Here is a 17,577-nt window from a genome sequence, read left to right on the forward strand (position 1 = left end):
TCACTGCGGCACCTGCATCGTTCCGCTGCCGTGGGGTGCGTAGAGATCCAGAAGCCGGATCCGGGTGGTCTGCAGCCGGTGTGCGACCACGTCGAGAACGCGCCGCGTGAGGGCCAGGCCGAGCGCGGGCTCCGCCTCGCACAGCGCCCGCACCGCCCGGGCATCGAACTCATGGGCCCGTACCAGGCTGAACGCCTCGGCGCCCAGCCGCCAGGTGTACGGAGGGACCAGCCACGACCATCCGAGCAGATCACCGTGGCCCAGCGTGTCGACCGTGGCGGCTCGGCTGCCAGGGGCCTGGAGGTCGAGGGTGGCCGCGCCGGTACGGATGATCCAGAACCGGTCCGCGGGGTCGCCCTCGTCGAAGATCCGTGTGCCTGCCGGGATCACGACCTCGTGGGAGCACGTCATCAGGCGGTCGCACTCGTCCGACGGAAGGCCATAGAGAAATGTGCCGGTCATGGACTGTCCTCCCAAGGGCCGGGACCGGGCGGCGAGTCCGCAGGGGCTACCGGCCGTTCTCGCTCCAGCCTGCGCCCGCGGTGCGCCGCGGGCATGGGCCGTTCGGCTCGACCCGCGGGCCCGAACGGGTCTGCGATCGCTCGCGAGCGCGCTGCGGACCACCGGGGCCGTGGTCGTTGCGCACGCGGCTCTCCGCTCTGTGGGGCTCCGCGACGCACGTACTCGACGGGTGCGCCCCGCCGCGCCGCACCGGGCAGCGACGGCACCGGCGACGGCCCGTGACTCACACGCGGGCCGCGGCCCTCAGGTCGCGGTCGAAGATCTGGACGCCCTCGTCGAGGCCAGCGGCCGGTTCACGCCCGCCGACATCGGGGCGGAGCGAGCTGGAATCGTTCCGCGGCCTGCGGATGTTCCAACGGCAGCACGAGCCGCCGCTCGATGAGGCTCTTCTCCGCGTCCATCCCCGCGATGTGGTCCCACAGCCCTGCCTCCGGCACCGCGCCGCCGAGCTGATCCAGAAGGGTGGCCTCGGCCGAATCCGCGGACAGCACCTTCTTACCCGCTCCCGCCCCCGACCTCACCGCTCCAGACACGCCTCGCCGACCGCGAGCGCCGCGGCCATGATGCTCAGCTGTGGATTGACCTCGGGGCAGCCTGGCAGCACCGACGCGTCCGCGACGAGCACTCCGTGCACCCCCCGGAGCCGTCCCACGGCATCGGCCGGGAACCGCTCGGGGTCGACGCCGGCGGCGACCGTGCCAGTGGGGTGGTAGGCGGAGAGGTGCAGGTGCCGGGGACCGACGCGGGCCAGGATGTCGTCCAGTGCGGCAAGGGTGCGAGCGCGCGGGGCTGTGGGGATGCCGGTGAGGACCTCCTCGGCGCCGGCGGCGAACAGCAGCTCGCCCATGGCGCGCACGGCCCGCATCAGACGGCCGGCGTCACGGCGGTCCAGGTCGTAGCGGACCAGTGTGCGGTCGCGGCCGAGCACGCGGCCCGACGGACGGTCGGCGATCATGGCGCCGAGGGTGGCGAGCCGCTCGGCGTCCTCCAGTTCGCGCCGCAGCTCGCTGCCGAGGCCGGGCAGGACGAAGGAACCCATGCCGGGTGGGGTCGCGGTGGCCTCGATCAGTACGCCGCCTTCGTGGTGCTCCTCCACGCCCACGCTCTGCAGGACTCCCTCCCAGGCGGTGACCGGCTCGGGGAAGCGACCGGCGACGCTGGTGGCCGGATGGACGCTGAGGTTCCGTCCGAGGCGCGGGTGTCCGCCGAGGCCCGAGCGGCGCAGCAGGGGCGGTGACTGCAGGGCGCCCGCGGCGACGACGACCAGCGGGGCGAGGATCTCGAACTCGCCGCCGCCCTCGCGTCGTACGCGTACGCCCGCTGCCCGGGGACCTCCCGGGCGGTCGCCGTCCACGATGATCCGCCGCACCTGCGCGCCGGTGACGATCCGGGCGCCCGCGGCGCAGGCGTCGGGCAGCACGGAGAGCTGCACGCTCTGTTTCGCGCCGGTCGGGCAGCCCACGACGCACTGGCAGGAGCCCCTGCAGCCGGGCGCGTTGCGGCGCAGGGGTGCGGCCCGCCAGCCGAGGCGTTCGGCTCCGGCGAGGGCGATCCGGCCGTTGTCGCCGAGGACGTCGAGGGGCTGGGGGGCCACGCGCAGGGTGCGCTCGGCCTCGTCGAGGTACGGGCCGAAGCGGTCGGCGAGCGCGAAGCCGAAGTCCTTCGACCAGCGTGCGAGTACATGGTCCGGAGTGCGGTAGCAGGTGCCGGAGTTGACGACGGTGGTGCCGCCGACGGCCCGGCCCACGGGCAGCAGCATCGGCGGACTTCCCAGGGCGACGGTGGCGCCGCCGTCGCGGTACAGCTCGGCGAACCGGTCGAGCGGGGTGCGTCGGCCGAACGACTCGGTGGAGTGGTGCTGCCCTTCCTCCAGGACGACGACACGCAGTCCGGCGCGCGCCAGCGTACGTGCGGCCATGGCCCCGCCCGCGCCGGAGCCGATGACGACGGCGTCCGCGGTGGAGCGTGCGGGCCAGGCATCGGCGGGGGTGCAGTCGAGCGGAGGATCTGTTCGCGACAACGAGCTTTTCCGGAACCCTTGTTGGAGCATCCGCTCGGTTCCGGCGGCGAGCAGGACGGGCACTTTGAGCACGTCGAGCAGGGGCAGGAGCGCGGGGCGCGCGCCCAGCCCGCCCAGCACGGCCTCCCGCTCGGGGCCGGTGAGTGCGGCGAGCCTGCGGCCGGTGCGGGCCACGGCGTACGCGTCGATGGCGTGGGCCGCGGCCCGTACGCCTGCCCGGGCGGGATACGGCATCGAGTCGAGGACCGCGTCCAGCCTGCCGGGTACGCGTGCGGGCCAGTCGCCGCTGCCGCCGGCCGTGCCCTCGTCGGCGATGAGGGCGGCCACCAGTCCACCGAGGCTCATCGGGTGCCCACCTCCGCGTGTGCCGTGCCGTCCAGGGCCCATTTCGCCTCCGTACGCCAGCCGCCCGGCCACCACCAGCGCTCCAGCAGCACCAGCGCGTCCGCGCTCTCGCTGTTGCGGCAGACCGCCTGCGCACCGTCCGGGTCGGTGTAGTCGAGGGCGAGGGTGCCCTCCTCCGGCTGGGTGACCTCGACCCGGATGCGGCGCAGTCCCGCCCGCCCGGTCACCGTCCACACGGGCAGCCCGATGGCGGCGCGGAAACGACCGAGCCCCGCCCAGCCGAGGGCCGTGCGCTCCGCCCGGCGCGGCCAGGTGCGGCCGCCGCGACGCAGGCGCAGGAAGACCAGCGGCGGCAGGCGCCGCAGGCCGGGGCGCATGGAAACCGCGGCGACGATCTCCAGGACGTCTCCGCCGCCCAGGTCCGCGTGCAGCCAGGCCCAGCGGCGGGCGTTGCCGTGGCCGTAGATCCGGGCAGAGGCTCCGGGCGCGGCGGCCAGCGTCAGAGGCGCGTCGTCGTACGTGAACGTCCCGTCGTACGAGGCGCGCGCGGCCGGCAGGATCTGGGCGGCCGGCAGCAGGGGGCGGCGCCAGGACCAGCGGGGGAAGGTGAACAGCGGTGTGTCCGTGGGCTGTTCGGTGAGGTCCCACCGCAGGGTGCCGGCCGAGCCGGTGAGCCGGCCGGGCACGGCCGACACCCCGTCCGCGGCGAAGCCCGGCGTGCCTCCGGTCCACTTGGCGGGGCCGAAGCGGGCGTGCCGTACGGGTGCGTCCTTCGGGAACACCGCGGCCCAGCCGTGCGCGTAGGGCTCGGATCCGTCGGCGGGCGCGGTGAGTTCGTGGTGGAGCCAGAGACCGGCGCCGGTCGCCGGGTCGGTGAGCGTGGTGTACCAGACCTCGGTGCGGCCTGCTTCGCCGTTCCAGCGGGGCGCCATCAGTGCGTCCGGGTCGTCGTGGCGCGGGAAGCGGAAGCTCGCCAGGAAGGGCAGCAGCTGCGTGGCGAGAGGGAAGCGCAGGGTGCCTGTGCCGACCTGGGCCCCGTCCTCGTAGAGCGTGTACGGCAGCACGGTCATCGACGCGAGTGGCCTGAGCGGGGTCACGGACTTCCAGCCGTCGAGGGTGAGGCGGCGGCCGTCGGCGGCGAAGGAGATGCGGTAGCGGATGCGGCGTCTGGCCAGCGGCGAGATCTCCAACTCCCCCTGGGCGTGGGCGTCGTCGGCCCAGCCCGCGATGCGCATCCGGCCGGTGGTCCGCGCCTCGATCGTGCCGAGAGGGCGCATCACACGGTCCGCACGGACGCGCAGATCGAGTCGGACCCGGCGGGTCCGGTCCTCGCCGTCGAGGCGGACCGTGCCGAGCATGGTCTCGCTGAACGAGGTGCCTCGTGTGCCCGTGCCCGTGCCCCTGCCCGTACTGTCGCTCCTGCTCATGCGAGTCCCTCCAGCATGATCCGCTCGGTCGCCGTCAGATACGCCTCGGCCGCGCGCCGCGCGCCGCTCTCGTCACCGGCCGCCACCGCGTCGACCACCGGCTCCAGCCGCCCGTGCGCGACGTCGGCGTCGAGGAAGGGGCCGACGAGCGCGCCTCGCACCGGTAGATAGGCGTTGAAAAGGGTGTTGGTGAGCAGGACGTAGACCCGGTTGCCGGTGGCGCGGGCCAGCGCCCGGTGCACCTCGATGTCGGCGAGCTGCACGGCGTCCCCGCCCTCGGCCCGGCGCACCGCGTCCAGCAGGGTCCGCAGCTCGCCGCGGTGCCCGGGAGTCGCCCGGACGGCGGCCCGTTCGGCGATCAACGCGCCGACGCTGCGCCGCACTTCGAAGATCTCGCCGATCCAGTCGGGGCTGTGGCGCACGAGCATGGGCAGCAGATCGGCCCCGCCGAGCCGTGCGTAGTCGCGCACCCGCGTGCCGACGCCGTGCCGGGTCTCCAGCAGTCCGGCCTGGACGAGTCGGCCGAAGGCGTGCTTGAGGGTGGTCCTGGTGACACCGTAGCCGTCGGCCAGTTGACGCTCCGGCGGCAGATAGCTGCCCGCCGGGTGGCGCCCGGCGAGGATGTCCTCGCGCAGCCGGCTCTCCAGCACGTCGACGATGCTCTCGCGGGGCAGTGCCTCCACGCCGTTCCTCCTAGTGGCTCAGTGGATGAGCCACTCAACCAATAGGGGTTTACGAAGTCAATGGCCTGACAGGGCGCGTCACATAGGTCTTCAGCGCAAGATGCACCTGCAACGCCTGGTCGCCGTGCCGCCACTGCTTCCCGACCAGCGCCGAGATCCGGTCGATGCGCTGGTAGAGCGTGTTGACGTGGACGTACAAGGCGGCAGCGGTACGCGACAGACTGCCGTCGCAGGCGAAGTACTCCAGCGCCGTACGGACGAGTTCGCTGCCGCGCGCCGCGTCGTGCTCCACGAGCGGCCCGATCGTCCGGGCCACGAATCGGTCCAGCTCGCGGCGGTCCGCCTGACCGAGGAGGATGCCGTGGATGCCCAACTCGTCGCGGCAGGCGCCCTCTCCAGCCCGGTCGAGAGCGAGCAGCACGTCCAGGCAGCGGGCGGCGTCGCGGTGCGCCTCGACCACGGCCGCCGCGCCCGGCACGGCCGCCTCCGCGCCCACGGTCACCCTGCCCCCGCCGCTCCCGGCGGTCAGGACTTCGGCGAGGGTACGGGCGGCCCTGCCCGGGTCCTCGGCGCCGGGCAGGACGACGACGGTGTTGCCTCCGTACTCGCCCGCGATCCCGCCCAGGCGCCCGGCGTGAGCGCTCGCCAGTTCCGTGATCCGGCGCCTGCGGTCGGGGTCCTCGCCACGCGCCGCCAGCACGATGTGCGCGTCCTCCAGGTCGAGACCGACCAGAGCGGCCCGACGGCGCAGCCCGTCGGGGTCGCGGTGCGGCGCGCCCAGCAGGTCGTCGAGGATCTCGCCGCGCAGCCGCTGCTCGGCCTCGGCGACCGACCGCTCTCCGAGCAGCATCAACGCGGCTGACTGGGCGGCCCGTTCGAGAGCGTGGACATCGGTGGCGTCGAGTCCGCCGCGTACGAAGAAGAGCGTGCCCAGGTGTTCGCCGACCGCGACGATGGGGGTGACGCACGTGCCGCCGCGGGTCACGGAGGTCCGCCGGGCGCGCACATCGCCCAACTCCCGCTTCCACGTCGCTGGTTCGGGCGGCTCCTCGCCTGCGGCCGCCAACGGGCGGTCGTGCGCGTCGAGGACCAGGACACTGCCGTGCAGCACCTCGGCGAGGGCCTGCGCGAGCCCGGCGGCACCGCCGCCCTCCAGGGCGACGGCGGTCAGCCGCTCGTGGACGGCGGCGGCCTTGCGCACCTCCTCGAAGAGTGTGGCGTTCTCGATGGCCAGCGCGGCATGGTTGGCCAGCGAGATGAGCAGCTCGACCTCCTCGGGCGAGAACGGCCGTACGCGCCGGTTGGCGACGAACAGCACGCCGTACACCTGGTCTCCGAACTTCAGCGGCACGCCCTGGATGGCCACCAGTCCCTCGGCGGCGATGACTCCGTCCACGTAGTCGGAGTGGGCGAATCGCTCGTCGTTGGGGTAGTCGGCCGTGTGGTAGGGCTGGGCGGTCTCGGCGACGAGCCCGCCGAGACCGGTGCCGACCGCGAGCCGGCCGTTCTTGAACGGCTCGGTCGTGATGCCGTCGGTGACCCGGACGTAGGTGTCCCCCGCCTCCGGGTCGGAGAGCAGCAGATACGCGACGTCCGTGCCGACGAGCGTGCGTGCCCGGCGCACGATCGCCTGCAGGACGTCCTCCAGGTCGCGCAGCGAGGCGAGGTCGCCCGCCGTCTCGTAGAGCCCGGCAAGGGCAGCCTCGCGGCGGCGGTGGGCGGCGAGCCGGGAGCGTATCTCCAGGGCGTCGTCGACCAGCGGGGCTTCCGCCTCGACGGCGTGGAACGCCGATTCGTCCGCCTCCTCCCGCAGGAGTCGGAGCAGGGACCGGGTGGCCGTGCGCGTCGTCGTCACACGGCCAGTGATACCTCACACCCGCTGTTTCTCCGATATGGATGCGTCCTCCATCACTGACGGCGTGGCGGTGGAGGTTTTCTCCATGAACCGCGTCAGGAGTCCCGCCACCGTGCCCCACGCTCCGCGCCTCAGCAGCAGCACCGCGGCGATGAAGACCGCGCCGGTGACGAGCTGGACGGACTCGAAGCCGGCCGTGGACAGCCAGTCCTCCAGCCGTACGACGACGGCGGCGCCGACGACCGGACCCCACAGCGTGCCGATGCCGCCGAGCAGCACCATCACCACGGCCTTGCCGGAGGTGGTCCAGTACACCTCCTGGAGCGAGGCGAAGCCGTGGTTGATCGCATACAGTCCGCCGGCGATCCCGGTGAGGAAGGCGGAGCCGGTGAAGGCGGCGAGCCGGTAGCGGTCCACGCCGTAGCCGAGGGCGCGCGTCCGCTCGGGGTTGTCGCGTACGGCGGTGAGGACCCGGCCGAAGGGTGAGCGCACGGTCCGCCACGCCGCGAAGAGGCCGAGCAGCACCAGCGGCAGGGCGGCGTAGTAGAAGACGAAGCCGTCGTCGAGGTCGACGCCGGGCAGGTCGCGCGGGATGGCCTGCAGTCCGTTCTCGCCTCCGGTCACGTCCTTCCACTGGTTGGCGGTGAAGTAGACGAGCTGGGCGAAGGCGAGGGTGACCATCGCGAAGTAGATGCCGGTGCGGCGCACGGCGAGGCAGCCGATCGGCAGGGCGAGCGCGGCCGCGACCAGCGCCCCGCCGAGGACGGCCACCGGGAACGGCAGACCGGTGTGGATCGCGATGAGCCCGGTCGCGTACGCCGACGAGCCCCAGAAGGCGGCGTGCCCGAAGGAGAGCAGTCCGGCGTAGCCGATGAGCAGATCCAGCGCCACGGCGAACAACGCCCAGCACAGGATGTCGGTGGCAACGGGCGGATACAGCAGCCAGGGCAGTGCGAGCGCGCCCATGAGCCCGGCGACGAGCAGCGGCAGGCCACCGCGCTCCACGACGTACTTGACGATCACGTGAGCCCTTCCTTGCCGAACAGTCCGGCCGGGCGGGCCAGCAGTACGACGGCCATCAGCAGGAACACCGAGGTCTGGGACAGCGCGGGGACATAGAGGTTGCCGAGCGCCTGGAGCATGCCGATGGCGAAGCCGGCGGCGACCGCGCCGGGCACCGAGCCGAGGCCGCCGATGACGACGACGGCGAAGACGGTGATGACGAGGTCCGCGCCCATCTGCGAGTTGACGGCGCGCATCGGCGCGGCGAGGACCCCGGCGAAGGCGGCCAGCGCGATCCCGAAGCCGAAGACGGGAGTGACCCAGCGGCCCGTGTCGATGCCGAGCGAGCGGGTGAGTTCGGGGCGTTCGGTGGCGGCCCGCACGATGGTGCCCGCCTTCGTCCGGGCGAGGAGCAGCCACACCGCGCAGCAGGTCACCGCCGAGACGCCGAGGGCGAAGACCTGGTAGGCGGGGAAGGTGAAGGCACCGAGGTCGAGCGACCCGGGGAACGGCCCGCTCGCGTAGGGCCGGGACGCCGAGCCGTACTCCGACCTCAGCAGGTCCTGGCAGACCAGTGCGATGCCGAAGGTGAGCAGGAAGCCGTAGAGCGGATCGAGATCGGCGATCCGCCGGATCAGCAGCCGCTCCACGGCGATCCCGGCCGCACCGAGCGCGAGCGGGACGAGCAGCAGCGCCCACCAGAAGCCGAGCCCGGCAGCGTCCGCGAGCCACACCGCGCCGAAGGCGCCGAGGGTGTAGACGGCGCCGTGGGCGAAGTTGATGACCCGGAGCATGCCGAAGATGACGGCGAGGCCGAGGGCCAGCAGCGCGTAGAAGCCGCCGCTGACCAGCCCGTTGAACGCCTGCTGAAGGCTGCCTGTCAAGGTGAGTTGGGCCGTCACAGCTTGCACGCCGGGTCGGCGGGTGCGAAGGCCTGCGCGGCCGGGATCGTGCTGACCAGTTCGGTGGTGTCGGCCGGGTCGCCGCCGGGCTTCTTCACGCGGGCGAGGTAGGCGTCGTGCGTGACCCGGTGGTCGGCGGCGCGGACCGTGGCATGGCGGGCGAAGACGTCCTCGAACTCCATGCCGTCGAGCTCCTTGCGCACGGCGGCGGGGTCGTCGGTCCCGGCCCGCTGGATCGCCTCCAGGTACTGGGTGGCCGCGGAGTAGTTGCCGGCGTGGTCGAAGCTGGGCACCTTGCCGGTGCGCTCCGTGAAGCCCTTCGACCAGGCCTTGGCCTTCGCGTCCATGTTCCACCACCAGGCGCTGGTGAACTGCGCGCCGGCCAGCTTGTCGGCGCCGATCGCCTGGATGTCGGTGTCGGAGATCAGCCCTATGGCGAGCCCGATGCCCTTGTCCTTCAGCTTGAACTGGTCGTACTGCTTGACGACGTTGACGAGGTCGCCCCCCGCCTGGAGGACGCCGAGGACCTGCGGTTTCGGCTTCATCGACGACGCCTTGAGGAGGAACGTGGAGAAGTTGTCGTTGGGGAAGGGGGTCGGGTCCTTCCGCACCACCGTGCCGCCCGCGCCCTTGACCGCCGCCTCGAACCCGGCGCTCATCGCCTCGCCGAAGGCGTAGTCGGGGTAGAGCAGGTACCAGGTCCTGCCGCCCTCGGCGGTGACGGTCGCGCCCGTGCCGTGGGCGAGCATGTACGCGTCGTACGCCCAGGCGTAGGTGTACGGGTTGCAGGCCTTGCCGGTGAGTTCGGGCGTCGCGGCGCCGACGTTGAAGTACAGCTTCTTCGCCTGGCCGGCGACGGTCTGCACGGCGAGTGCGGCGGACGAGGTCGGGACGTCGAAGAGCGCGTCGGCGCCCTTGCGTTCGTACAGCTCCCGGGCCTTTGTCGAGGCCGTCTCGGGCTTGTTCTGGTGGTCGGCGGAGAGGACCTCGATGTCCTTGGCGACGGCCTTGTCGCCGTACTTCCTGCGGTAGTCGTCGACGGCCATCTTCACGGCCTCGACGGAGCCGGGGCCGGACAGCGAGGCGTAGACGCCGGACAGGTCGGTGACGACGCCGAGGGTGACCTTGCCGCCGCTGACCTTTCCGCCGGAGGACGAGGGGCCGCCTCCGCCGCAGCCGGCCAGGGTGGCGAGGAGCACGGTCGCCGCGGCCGAGGCGGTGAGGGCATGCCGAAGGTGGGTCATGGCTTTCCTTTCGAGGGTGGTGCGCAAGGGGGTGCTGGGGCCTGTCCTGTGGATCAGGCCCTACAGGCCGAGGCGGTCGAGGAGTTCGTGCTCCCGGTCCCGTACGGCGGAGTTGTCCAGGGACTCGACGACACGGCCGCGGTCGAGGAGGTGGTGCCGGTCGGCGACGGTGACGGCGAAGCGGAGGTTCTGCTCGACGAGGAGCACGGTGACCCCGTGCCGTTTGGCCTCGCGAAGGACGTCGCCGATGCGCTGGACCATGACGGGGGCCAGGCCCTCGGTCGGCTCGTCGCACAGCATGATTCGCGAGCCCATCCGCAACACCCGGGCCAGCGCGAGGAGTTGCTGCTCCCCGCCCGAGAGCCGGGCGGCCGGAGTACGACGGCGCTCGGCGAGCACGGGGAAGGTGTCGTGCACGCGCTCCAGCGGCCAGCCGTGCGCACGGTCGCTGTACGGGAGGGCGAGGTGCTCCTCGACGCTGAGCCCTGCGTAGATGCCGCGGTCGTCGGGGACATGACCGAGGCCGAGGCGGGCACGGCGGTGGGCGGGGAGGCGGTCGACGCTCCGGCCGGCGAGGGCGATGCAGCCGGTGGCCTGCCGGTGCAGGCCCATGACGCAGCGCAGGAGGGTCGTCTTGCCTGCGCCGTTGCGGCCGACGAGGGTGGCGATCTCGCCGGGAGCGACGGCGAGGGACACCTGGTGCAGGGCCTGGGCCTGGCCGTAGAAGGCGTCGAGGGCCTCGACGCTCAGCGCCGGCACGGGCGCGGTCGGTTCGGGCCGGTCCGTGGCGAGGTCACTCATGGCCCGCCCCCAGATACGCCTCGACGACGCGCTCGTCGGAGCGCACCTCGTCGTACGGGCCTTCGGCCAGGATCCGGCCGCGCTGCAGCACGCTGACGCGGTCCGCGAGCGAGGCGACGACCTGCATGTTGTGCTCGACGAGCACGACCGTACGGCCTTCCCTGACGCGGCCGATCAGCTCCACCGTCCGCTCCACGTCCTCGACGCCCATCCCCGCGGTCGGTTCGTCGAGCAGGAGCAACCGCGGCTCGAGGGCGAGTGCGAGGGCGAGTTCCAGGGCACGTCCCCGCCCGTACGGGAGCCGTCCCGCGGGTTCGTCCGCCCAGCGGCCGAGGCCCACCTGGTCGAGGAGTTCCCGCGCCCGCTCGCGGTGCCGGGCAAGGGCCCGGTCCGAGCGCCAGAAGGCACGGCCGAGCGGGCTGCCGGACATCAGCGCCAGTTCCAGGTGCTCCACGGCACTCGCGTGTTCGAAGAGGCTGGTGACCTGGAAGGAGCGGGCCACGCCGAGGCGTGCGATGCGCTCGGGCGGGCGGCCGGTGATGTCGTTTCCGCCGAGGAGGATCCGGCCGGCGCTGGGTTTCGCATGGCCGGTGAGGAGATGGAAGAGCGTGGTCTTGCCCGCGCCGTTGGGTCCCACCAGTGCGTGCACCGTGCCTTCGGCGATCCGCAGATCGACCGGGCCCACGGCGGTGAAACCCCCGTAGTCCTTGGTGAGCGCCCGGGTTTCCAGCACGGGGCGGCTGATCAGGGTCATGCCGACCTCGAGTTTTCCGGTTCGACACCGGCGGTCGCCGGCGTGGCTCAGACCGTAGGAACGAGCGGCGTCGTACGGCGACGGAGAAAGTCTCCACTCATGCGGACGCGACGGCGTGGGACCGCTCCATGGCGCCCTGCACGTCCGGAGGCGAACGATGTCGGTCGTTACCCGGTAGTCACCACCATGCTTCCTGGAGGTTTCCGTGCCCTCGTACCGCCGCACGATTACCCCGCACCGGAGGGCTTCGTGAATCTCGCGCGTCTGTTGTCGGACACCGCGGCCCGGCACCCCGACCGTCCCGCCCTGCGTCTGGACGACGAGGTGGTGTCGTACGCACGGCTGGAGCGGGACGCCGCACGCGCCGCGTCCTGTGTGCGCTCCCTCGGTGTCCGCCCGGGCGACCGGGTCGGGCTGTGCCTGCCCAACGTGCCCGCGTTCGCGGTGCTGTACTACGGCATCCTGCGGGCCGGGGGTGTCGTCGTGCCGATGAACCCGCTGCTCAAGGTGCGGGAGACGGACTACTACCTGGCGGACTCGGGCGCGGAGCACCTGCTGGGCGCGGACCGGGACTGGCCGGCCGTCTTGAACGGGCACGAGGCGTCCGACGATGTCGTCGACCGCTCCCCGGACGACACCGCAGTCATCATCTACACCTCGGGCACCACGGGCCGTCCGAAGGGCGCAGAGCTCACCCACGGCAATCTGCTCCGGAACGTCACGGCCACCAACACCTCGCTGCTGCGTCTCAGCGAGCACGACGTGCTCTTCGGTGGGCTCCCCCTCTTCCACTCCTTCGGCCAGACCTGCGCCCTCAACTGCGCGGTGGCGGCGGGCGCGTGCCTCACTCTGCTGCCGCGCTTCGACGCGGGCCGGGCGCTGGAGCTGCTGGTGCGGGACCGGGTCACCGTCTTCGAGGGCGTACCGACGATGTACGCGGCGCTGCTCGCCCACCCCTCGCGGACCACCGCGCACCGCGAGCATCTGCGGCTCGCCGCGTCGGGGGGCGCGGCGATGCCCGTGGAGATCCTGAACGCCTTCGAGGAGGCGTTCGACTGCCCGCTGCTGGAGGGCTACGGCCTGTCGGAGACGTCGCCGGTCGCCGCCTTCAACCGGCCCGAGGGCCCGCGCCGGGCCGGGACGATCGGTGTGCCGATCGACGGCGTCCGCATGCGGATCCAGGACGAGACGGGGCGGGAGGTGCCCGACGGGCAGCCGGGCGAGGTGGCGATCAGCGGCCACAACATCATGAAGGGCTACTGGAACCGCCCCGATGCCACCGCGGAGGTGATCCAGGACGGCTGGTTCCGCACCGGTGACCTTGGCGTGCGGGACCCTGACGGGCCGTTCCGGATCGTCGGCCGCAAGAAGGAGATGATCATCCGCGGCGGGTTCAACGTCTACCCGCGCGAGATCGAGGAGGTGCTGTACGAGCATCCGGCGGTCGCCGAGGCCGCGGTGCTCGGCACCCCGCATCCCGAGCTGGGCGAGGAAGTGACCGCCGTGGTCGCGCTCAAACCGGGACACGCAGCGGCCGTCGCCGCCGACGAACTGCGGGAGTTCGTCAAGGCGCGCGTCGCTCCGTACAAGTACCCGCGTCTGGTGCGGATCACCGACGCGCTGCCGAAGGGACCCACCGGCAAGATTCTCAAGCGGGAGATCACTCCTCCGCCTCTGCCGATCCCCTAGGGCCTGTACGGGCCCCAGGTCCCTTCGGCCCCCCACGACAAGCCGAAGGAGCACGAACGATGAGGTTCCGCTCGCCCAAGCGACTCAAGCCAGCGAAGCGACCGAAGAACCTGAGAGCCGCCGTCGTCACCCTCGCCGTCGCCCTGGCCGCGTGCTTGGGGCTCGCCACGCCTGCCCAGGCGGCCTTCGAGCCCGCCCTGCCCCGACTCAACATCACCGACACCTACATCACCGGAATCTCCTCCGGCGGTTTCATGGCGTCCCAGCTGCAGGTGGCCTACTCCGGCACCTTCAAGGGCGCGGGCGTCTTCGCCGCCGGCCCTTACTACTGCGGCAAGGGAGGCATCGTCACCGGTCTGATCGCCTGCGGTACCGGCCTGATCTCCACCGACCCCGAAGGCATCGAGCAGATAGCCCGGCGCTGGTCGAGGGAGGGGAAGATCGACCCGGTCGCGAATCTCGCGGGCAAGCCCGTCTACACGTACCACGGCACCAAGGACCCGCTGGTCCAGGACCGTGTCAGCGATGAAGGGGTGCAGTTCTACCGGGACTTCGGGGCCCGGACGCTGTACCACGACACGGATCCGGCGGGGCACGGCTGGCCGACCCCGTACGCCCCGCTTCCGTGCGGGTGGACCTTCTATCCGTTCCTCATCAACTGCGGGAACGACCCGCAGGGCGAGATGCTGCGGCACTGGCTCGGCGACGGCAACGTCAAGGCGCCCGCGGCGACCCAGACGGGCACGCTCACCGAGCACGACCAGGACCGCTACACGCCGGGCGGCTGGGCGCAGTGGTACAGCCTGGGCACCAAGAACTTCCTCTACACCCCCAAGTCCTGTGCCCGGGGTGCGGAGTGCAAACTGGTCGTCGCCCTGCACGGCTGCCTCAGCGACAACAAGTTCGTCGGCAGTCGTTTCGCCCGCGAGTCCCACCTCAACGAGTACGCCGACACCAACAACCTCGTGATCCTCTATCCGCAGACCGACATCAGCATCGCCCGGCTCAACCCGCAGGGCTGCTGGGACTGGTGGGGCTACACGGGCAGTGACTACGCCCAGAAGTCCGCACCGCAGATGCGCGCCATCGTCAACCAGATCCACGCACTCGGCGGCTGACCCCGCCGCAGTACCCGAAGGGAACAACAGATGACCAAGCCGGCCGAGCTCGACCTCCCGGTGGACGGCGGGACGCTGCGTGTCCTGCGTTTCGGCGAGGGAGCGCGCGTCGCCGTCGCGGCGCACGGAATCACCGCATCCGCGATGTCCTTCGCCGCCGTCGCCCGCCATCTGCCGCCGGACTGGTCCCTGTTCGCCCTCGACCTGCGGGGCCGGGGCCACAGCGCGTCCGCCCCGGGCCCGTATGGTTTCGACAGTCACGCCGCCGACCTGTGCGCGGCCGCGGAGCGGTGGGGCGGCGGTCTGCCCGTCGCCCTCACCGGCCACTCGATGGGCGCGTACGTCGCGCTGCGCGCCGCGGCCCGCCGCCCAGAGCTCTTCGACCGGCTGCTCCTCGTCGACGGCGGCCTGCCGCTGCCGGTGCCGGCGGACGCCGACCCCGACGCCCTCCTCGACGCGACCCTGGGCCCGGTGATCGCCCGGCTGTCGCAGAGGTACAAGAGCGACGAGGCGTACATGGCCCTCTTCCGCGACCACCCCGCGCTCGGTCCTCACTGGAACGACGACATCGAGGCCTACGTCCGCTACGACATCACGGGCCCCCACGGCGCGCTTGGCTCCCGCGCGCAGGAGGGTCCCGTCCGCCACGACGGCCGGGAACTGCTCACATCGGCGGAGTCCTTCGGCGCGGACCTCGCCGCCCTGTCCGTACCGGCTCGCCTGCTCTACGCGCCCCGGGGCCTGATGGGCACGGAGCCCGGCATGCTCCCGGCCGTCCTCGTCGAGAGCTGGGCCGCCCGGGTGCCGTTGTTGTCCGACGAGTTCGTTCCGGACTGCAACCACTACACGGTGCTGATGGGCGCTCCGGCGAAGACCGTTGCGGACCGGCTGACCTCACCCGCGCAATAGCTGCGCCATACATCCGGGCGCGCACGCCGAGAATCAGACATATGGTGCATAAGTGCCGGTTTGGCGGCCAAGGAGGCGCTGATGTCCGAACTCATCGTGATCGGGTACGACGACCACGCCGCGGCGGAGAAGGCCTTCCGGGCGGTTCAGCGGCTGGAGAAGGACAAGGTCGTCGACCTCACCGGGCTCGCCGTCCTCAGGGTCGACGAGAAGGGCGGGACGCACGTCGACACGCCCCGCAGGGAGGAGACGGTGGCCATGCCGGCCACCGCCGGTGTGCCCTGTGGGCCCTCGTCATCGGCATCTTTCTCGCCACCCCGGGCCTCGGCCTGGTCGGCGCCCCGCTCGGGGGCCCGCTCCGACTAGGGCCGTCCGCGGCTCCGTGCAGGACATGGCCCCCTCCGGGCGTGGCCTCCCTGCAGGGCGTGGTTCCCATACGGCGCACGCCCGCCTCTTCAGCGTTCCCCGCAAGCTCTGGAAGGGTCCCGATGCACCCCGTTCTCAGCTCCGATACTCTCGCCCGGCTGCGCCGGCAGCGCCCCTATCCGGCGGTGTCGGTCCTGATGCCCACGCACCGACGTGAGCCGGACAGCGCTCAGGATCCCGTCCGCCTGCGGAATCTGATGGCGGAGGCCAAGGAGCAGTTGGAGGCCGATCCTGCCGTCACCCGGGACACCCGGATCGACGTGATCAAGCAGCTCGACCAGGCACTGTCCGAGATCGACCTGGTGCACTCCGAGGACGGCCTGGTCGTTTTCGCCGCGCCGGGAGAACACGAGGTGTGGACGCTGGGCCGCACCGTGCCGGAGCGCGTCGTGCTCTCCGACACGTACCTGACCCGCAATCTCGTCTCTGCGCAGGCCGCCGAGCGACCCTTCTGGGTGCTGGCCGTGTCCTCGGACCGGGTCTCCCTCTGGAACGGTGGACCGGACCGTGTCACCGAGGAAAGCGCGGGCCCCTTCCCGATGACACGGGTCCGCGAGAACGAGGACGTCGAGCGCGAGGAGCGCATCGGCAACGTGCCCAGCGCGTTCACCGACGAGGAGACCCGCCACTTCCTGCGGGAGGCGGACCACGCCATGAGCGGCGTGCTCAAGGCCGACCCCCGGCCGCTGTACGTGGCCGGTGAGGCGGCCGCGCTCTCACTTCTCGGCGACGTGGGCAATGTGGCCAGGGGCGCCACCGCCCAGGTCCCGCACGGCGGTCTCGCGTCGGGTCCGGCGGACGCCGTGTGGCAGGCGATGCGGCCGTACGTCGAGGCCCAGGCCGAGAAGGACGTCGCAGGGGTGCTGGAGGAGCTGGACAAGGCCCGCGGCCGCAGGACGTTCGCCGCGGGCGTCGACGAGATCCGGCAGAACGTGAAGGACGGCCGGGTCTCGCTGCTCGCCGTCGAGGAGAACTACCGCGAGACCGTACGCGACTCCGGCGGGCATCTCCTTCCCGCGGAGGCGGGTGACCTGGACGCCGTCGACGACATCGTCGACGACATCGTCGAGCAGTCCCTGGAGACGGGTGCGGAGGTCCGCTTCGTACCGGACGGCACGCTCGCCGAGATGGGCGGCATCGCGAGCACCCTGCGCTACTGAACGCGGCCGCACCGGGGGTGGCCCGATCACCACAGGGGAAAGGACAGAACCTCATGACCTCTTGCCGGAAGAGCCCGTCGGGCGGCCGGCGGTTGGCGGCCGCGGTGCTGACGCTGGTCGCCGTCACCACGGGCACGGCCGCCCTGGCCTCGTGCGACACGGGCGGCGATTCCAGCGGCACCACGCCGGTCAGCCCCCGCCCGACGCCGCCCCACACCGCCTCGTTCACGGGCAGCCCGCCCGCCGCCCTGGCCTCCGCCGAGGCCTCCGCTCGCGCGAGGGCCTCCGCCGCGGCGTCGTCCGCCTCCGCTGCCGCGTCCTCGCTCGAGGCATCGATCTCGGCCGAGGTGGCCCGCGCGAACGCGGCGGCCGCGGAAGCGCTGAAGGACGTGCAGGGCGGCGGCAACGCACGGTCCGACGTCTCGCTCACCGGGAAGCCGAGGGCCGAGACGGCCGGGCTCCAGGTCGTCGTGGTCACCATCACCAACCGCACCCAGCAGCAGGCGTCGTACGCCGTGCAGGTCGACTTCACCGACTCCTCCGGCAAGGTGGTGGAGAGCCGCATCGTCGGAGCGGAGGATCTCGACCCCGGGGAGCAGGCGCAGCCCCTCGCCATCAGCCGGAAGCCCGCCGACATGAACCTGACCCCCACCGTCGCCAAGGCCCAGCGCTACTGACACCCGCCTCCCGTCGCCGCACCGGCCCCCACGCGGACAGCGC

17 protein-coding genes are annotated in these 17,577 nt (G+C 72.2%); 6 read left to right on the plus strand and 11 right to left on the minus strand.

Features of this window, described 5'->3' with window-relative positions:
- The 11 genes from ABT078_RS06780 to ABT078_RS06830 all read right to left on the minus strand — a co-directional run bounded on the left by ABT078_RS06780 (window position 1) and on the right by ABT078_RS06830 (window position 11,555).
- Complete coding sequence (locus ABT078_RS06780) at window positions 1-462, minus strand: cyclic nucleotide-binding domain-containing protein (RefSeq protein WP_351224570.1); 462 nt, start codon at window positions 460-462, stop codon at window positions 1-3.
- 353 nt (window positions 463-815) lie between these two features.
- The gene (locus ABT078_RS06785) at window positions 816-1,013 is read right to left on the minus strand and encodes a hypothetical protein (RefSeq protein ID WP_351224572.1); all 198 of its coding nucleotides are present in this window, start codon (window positions 1,011-1,013) and stop codon (window positions 816-818) included.
- A gap of 26 nt (window positions 1,014-1,039) precedes the next feature.
- On the minus strand, window positions 1,040-2,887 hold the full coding sequence (locus ABT078_RS06790; protein ID WP_351224574.1) for a GMC family oxidoreductase: 1,848 nt from the start codon (window positions 2,885-2,887) through the stop codon (window positions 1,040-1,042).
- Window positions 2,884-4,314 carry a tocopherol cyclase family protein gene (locus ABT078_RS06795; protein WP_351224576.1) on the minus strand — a complete coding sequence of 477 codons (1,431 nt, stop codon included), beginning with the start codon at window positions 4,312-4,314 and terminating at the stop codon, window positions 2,884-2,886. The genes ABT078_RS06790 and ABT078_RS06795 overlap by 4 nt, the downstream gene beginning before the upstream one ends.
- Window positions 4,311-4,997, minus strand: coding sequence for a FadR/GntR family transcriptional regulator (locus tag ABT078_RS06800; RefSeq protein ID WP_351224578.1), 687 nt, complete (start codon window positions 4,995-4,997; stop codon window positions 4,311-4,313). Before ABT078_RS06800 ends, ABT078_RS06795 begins: the two co-directional genes overlap by 4 nt.
- Before the next feature lie 49 nt (window positions 4,998-5,046).
- The gene (locus ABT078_RS06805; protein ID WP_351224580.1) at window positions 5,047-6,852 is read right to left on the minus strand and encodes a helix-turn-helix domain-containing protein; all 1,806 of its coding nucleotides are present in this window, start codon (window positions 6,850-6,852) and stop codon (window positions 5,047-5,049) included.
- Between the two features lie 15 nt (window positions 6,853-6,867).
- Window positions 6,868-7,875, minus strand: coding sequence for a branched-chain amino acid ABC transporter permease (locus ABT078_RS06810; protein ID WP_351224582.1), 1,008 nt, complete (start codon window positions 7,873-7,875; stop codon window positions 6,868-6,870).
- Window positions 7,872-8,738 carry a branched-chain amino acid ABC transporter permease gene (locus ABT078_RS06815; RefSeq protein WP_351224584.1) on the minus strand — a complete coding sequence of 289 codons (867 nt, stop codon included), beginning with the start codon at window positions 8,736-8,738 and terminating at the stop codon, window positions 7,872-7,874. The genes ABT078_RS06810 and ABT078_RS06815 overlap by 4 nt, the downstream gene beginning before the upstream one ends.
- Window positions 8,739-8,752: 14 nt before the next feature.
- Complete coding sequence (locus ABT078_RS06820; protein WP_351224586.1) at window positions 8,753-10,000, minus strand: ABC transporter substrate-binding protein; 1,248 nt, start codon at window positions 9,998-10,000, stop codon at window positions 8,753-8,755.
- Window positions 10,001-10,060: 60 nt separating this feature from the next.
- Window positions 10,061-10,801, minus strand: a complete 741-nt coding sequence (locus ABT078_RS06825) for an ABC transporter ATP-binding protein (protein ID WP_351224588.1) — start codon at window positions 10,799-10,801, stop codon at window positions 10,061-10,063.
- Window positions 10,794-11,555 (minus strand): ABC transporter ATP-binding protein, encoded by a 762-nt coding sequence (locus ABT078_RS06830; protein ID WP_351224590.1) that lies wholly within the window; start codon window positions 11,553-11,555, stop codon window positions 10,794-10,796. Before ABT078_RS06830 ends, ABT078_RS06825 begins: the two co-directional genes overlap by 8 nt.
- Before the next feature lie 249 nt (window positions 11,556-11,804).
- Here ABT078_RS06830 and ABT078_RS06835 point away from each other — a divergent pair, with 249 nt between their 5' ends.
- The 6 genes from ABT078_RS06835 (at window position 11,805) to ABT078_RS06860 (ending at window position 17,534) form a co-directional block, all read left to right on the plus strand.
- Complete coding sequence (locus ABT078_RS06835; RefSeq protein WP_351224592.1) at window positions 11,805-13,244, plus strand: long-chain-fatty-acid--CoA ligase; 1,440 nt, start codon at window positions 11,805-11,807, stop codon at window positions 13,242-13,244.
- A gap of 59 nt (window positions 13,245-13,303) precedes the next feature.
- Window positions 13,304-14,362, plus strand: a complete 1,059-nt coding sequence (locus ABT078_RS06840; RefSeq protein ID WP_351224594.1) for an extracellular catalytic domain type 2 short-chain-length polyhydroxyalkanoate depolymerase — start codon at window positions 13,304-13,306, stop codon at window positions 14,360-14,362.
- A 30-nt stretch (window positions 14,363-14,392) separates the two neighbouring features.
- Window positions 14,393-15,271, plus strand: coding sequence for an alpha/beta hydrolase (locus ABT078_RS06845; protein ID WP_351224596.1), 879 nt, complete (start codon window positions 14,393-14,395; stop codon window positions 15,269-15,271).
- Window positions 15,272-15,352: 81 nt separating this feature from the next.
- Window positions 15,353-15,637: a hypothetical protein gene (locus ABT078_RS06850; protein ID WP_351224598.1), complete on the plus strand. Its 285-nt coding sequence runs from the start codon at window positions 15,353-15,355 to the stop codon at window positions 15,635-15,637.
- A 122-nt stretch (window positions 15,638-15,759) separates the two neighbouring features.
- Window positions 15,760-16,857: a baeRF3 domain-containing protein gene (locus tag ABT078_RS06855; RefSeq protein ID WP_351224600.1), complete on the plus strand. Its 1,098-nt coding sequence runs from the start codon at window positions 15,760-15,762 to the stop codon at window positions 16,855-16,857.
- Between the two features lie 53 nt (window positions 16,858-16,910).
- Window positions 16,911-17,534, plus strand: coding sequence for a hypothetical protein (locus ABT078_RS06860; protein ID WP_351224602.1), 624 nt, complete (start codon window positions 16,911-16,913; stop codon window positions 17,532-17,534).
- Window positions 17,535-17,577 lie beyond the last annotated feature (43 nt).

The sequence above is a fragment of the Streptomyces sp. NPDC002133 genome, from assembly GCF_040296405.1.
Classification (GTDB): Bacteria; Actinomycetota; Actinomycetes; order Streptomycetales; family Streptomycetaceae; genus Streptomyces.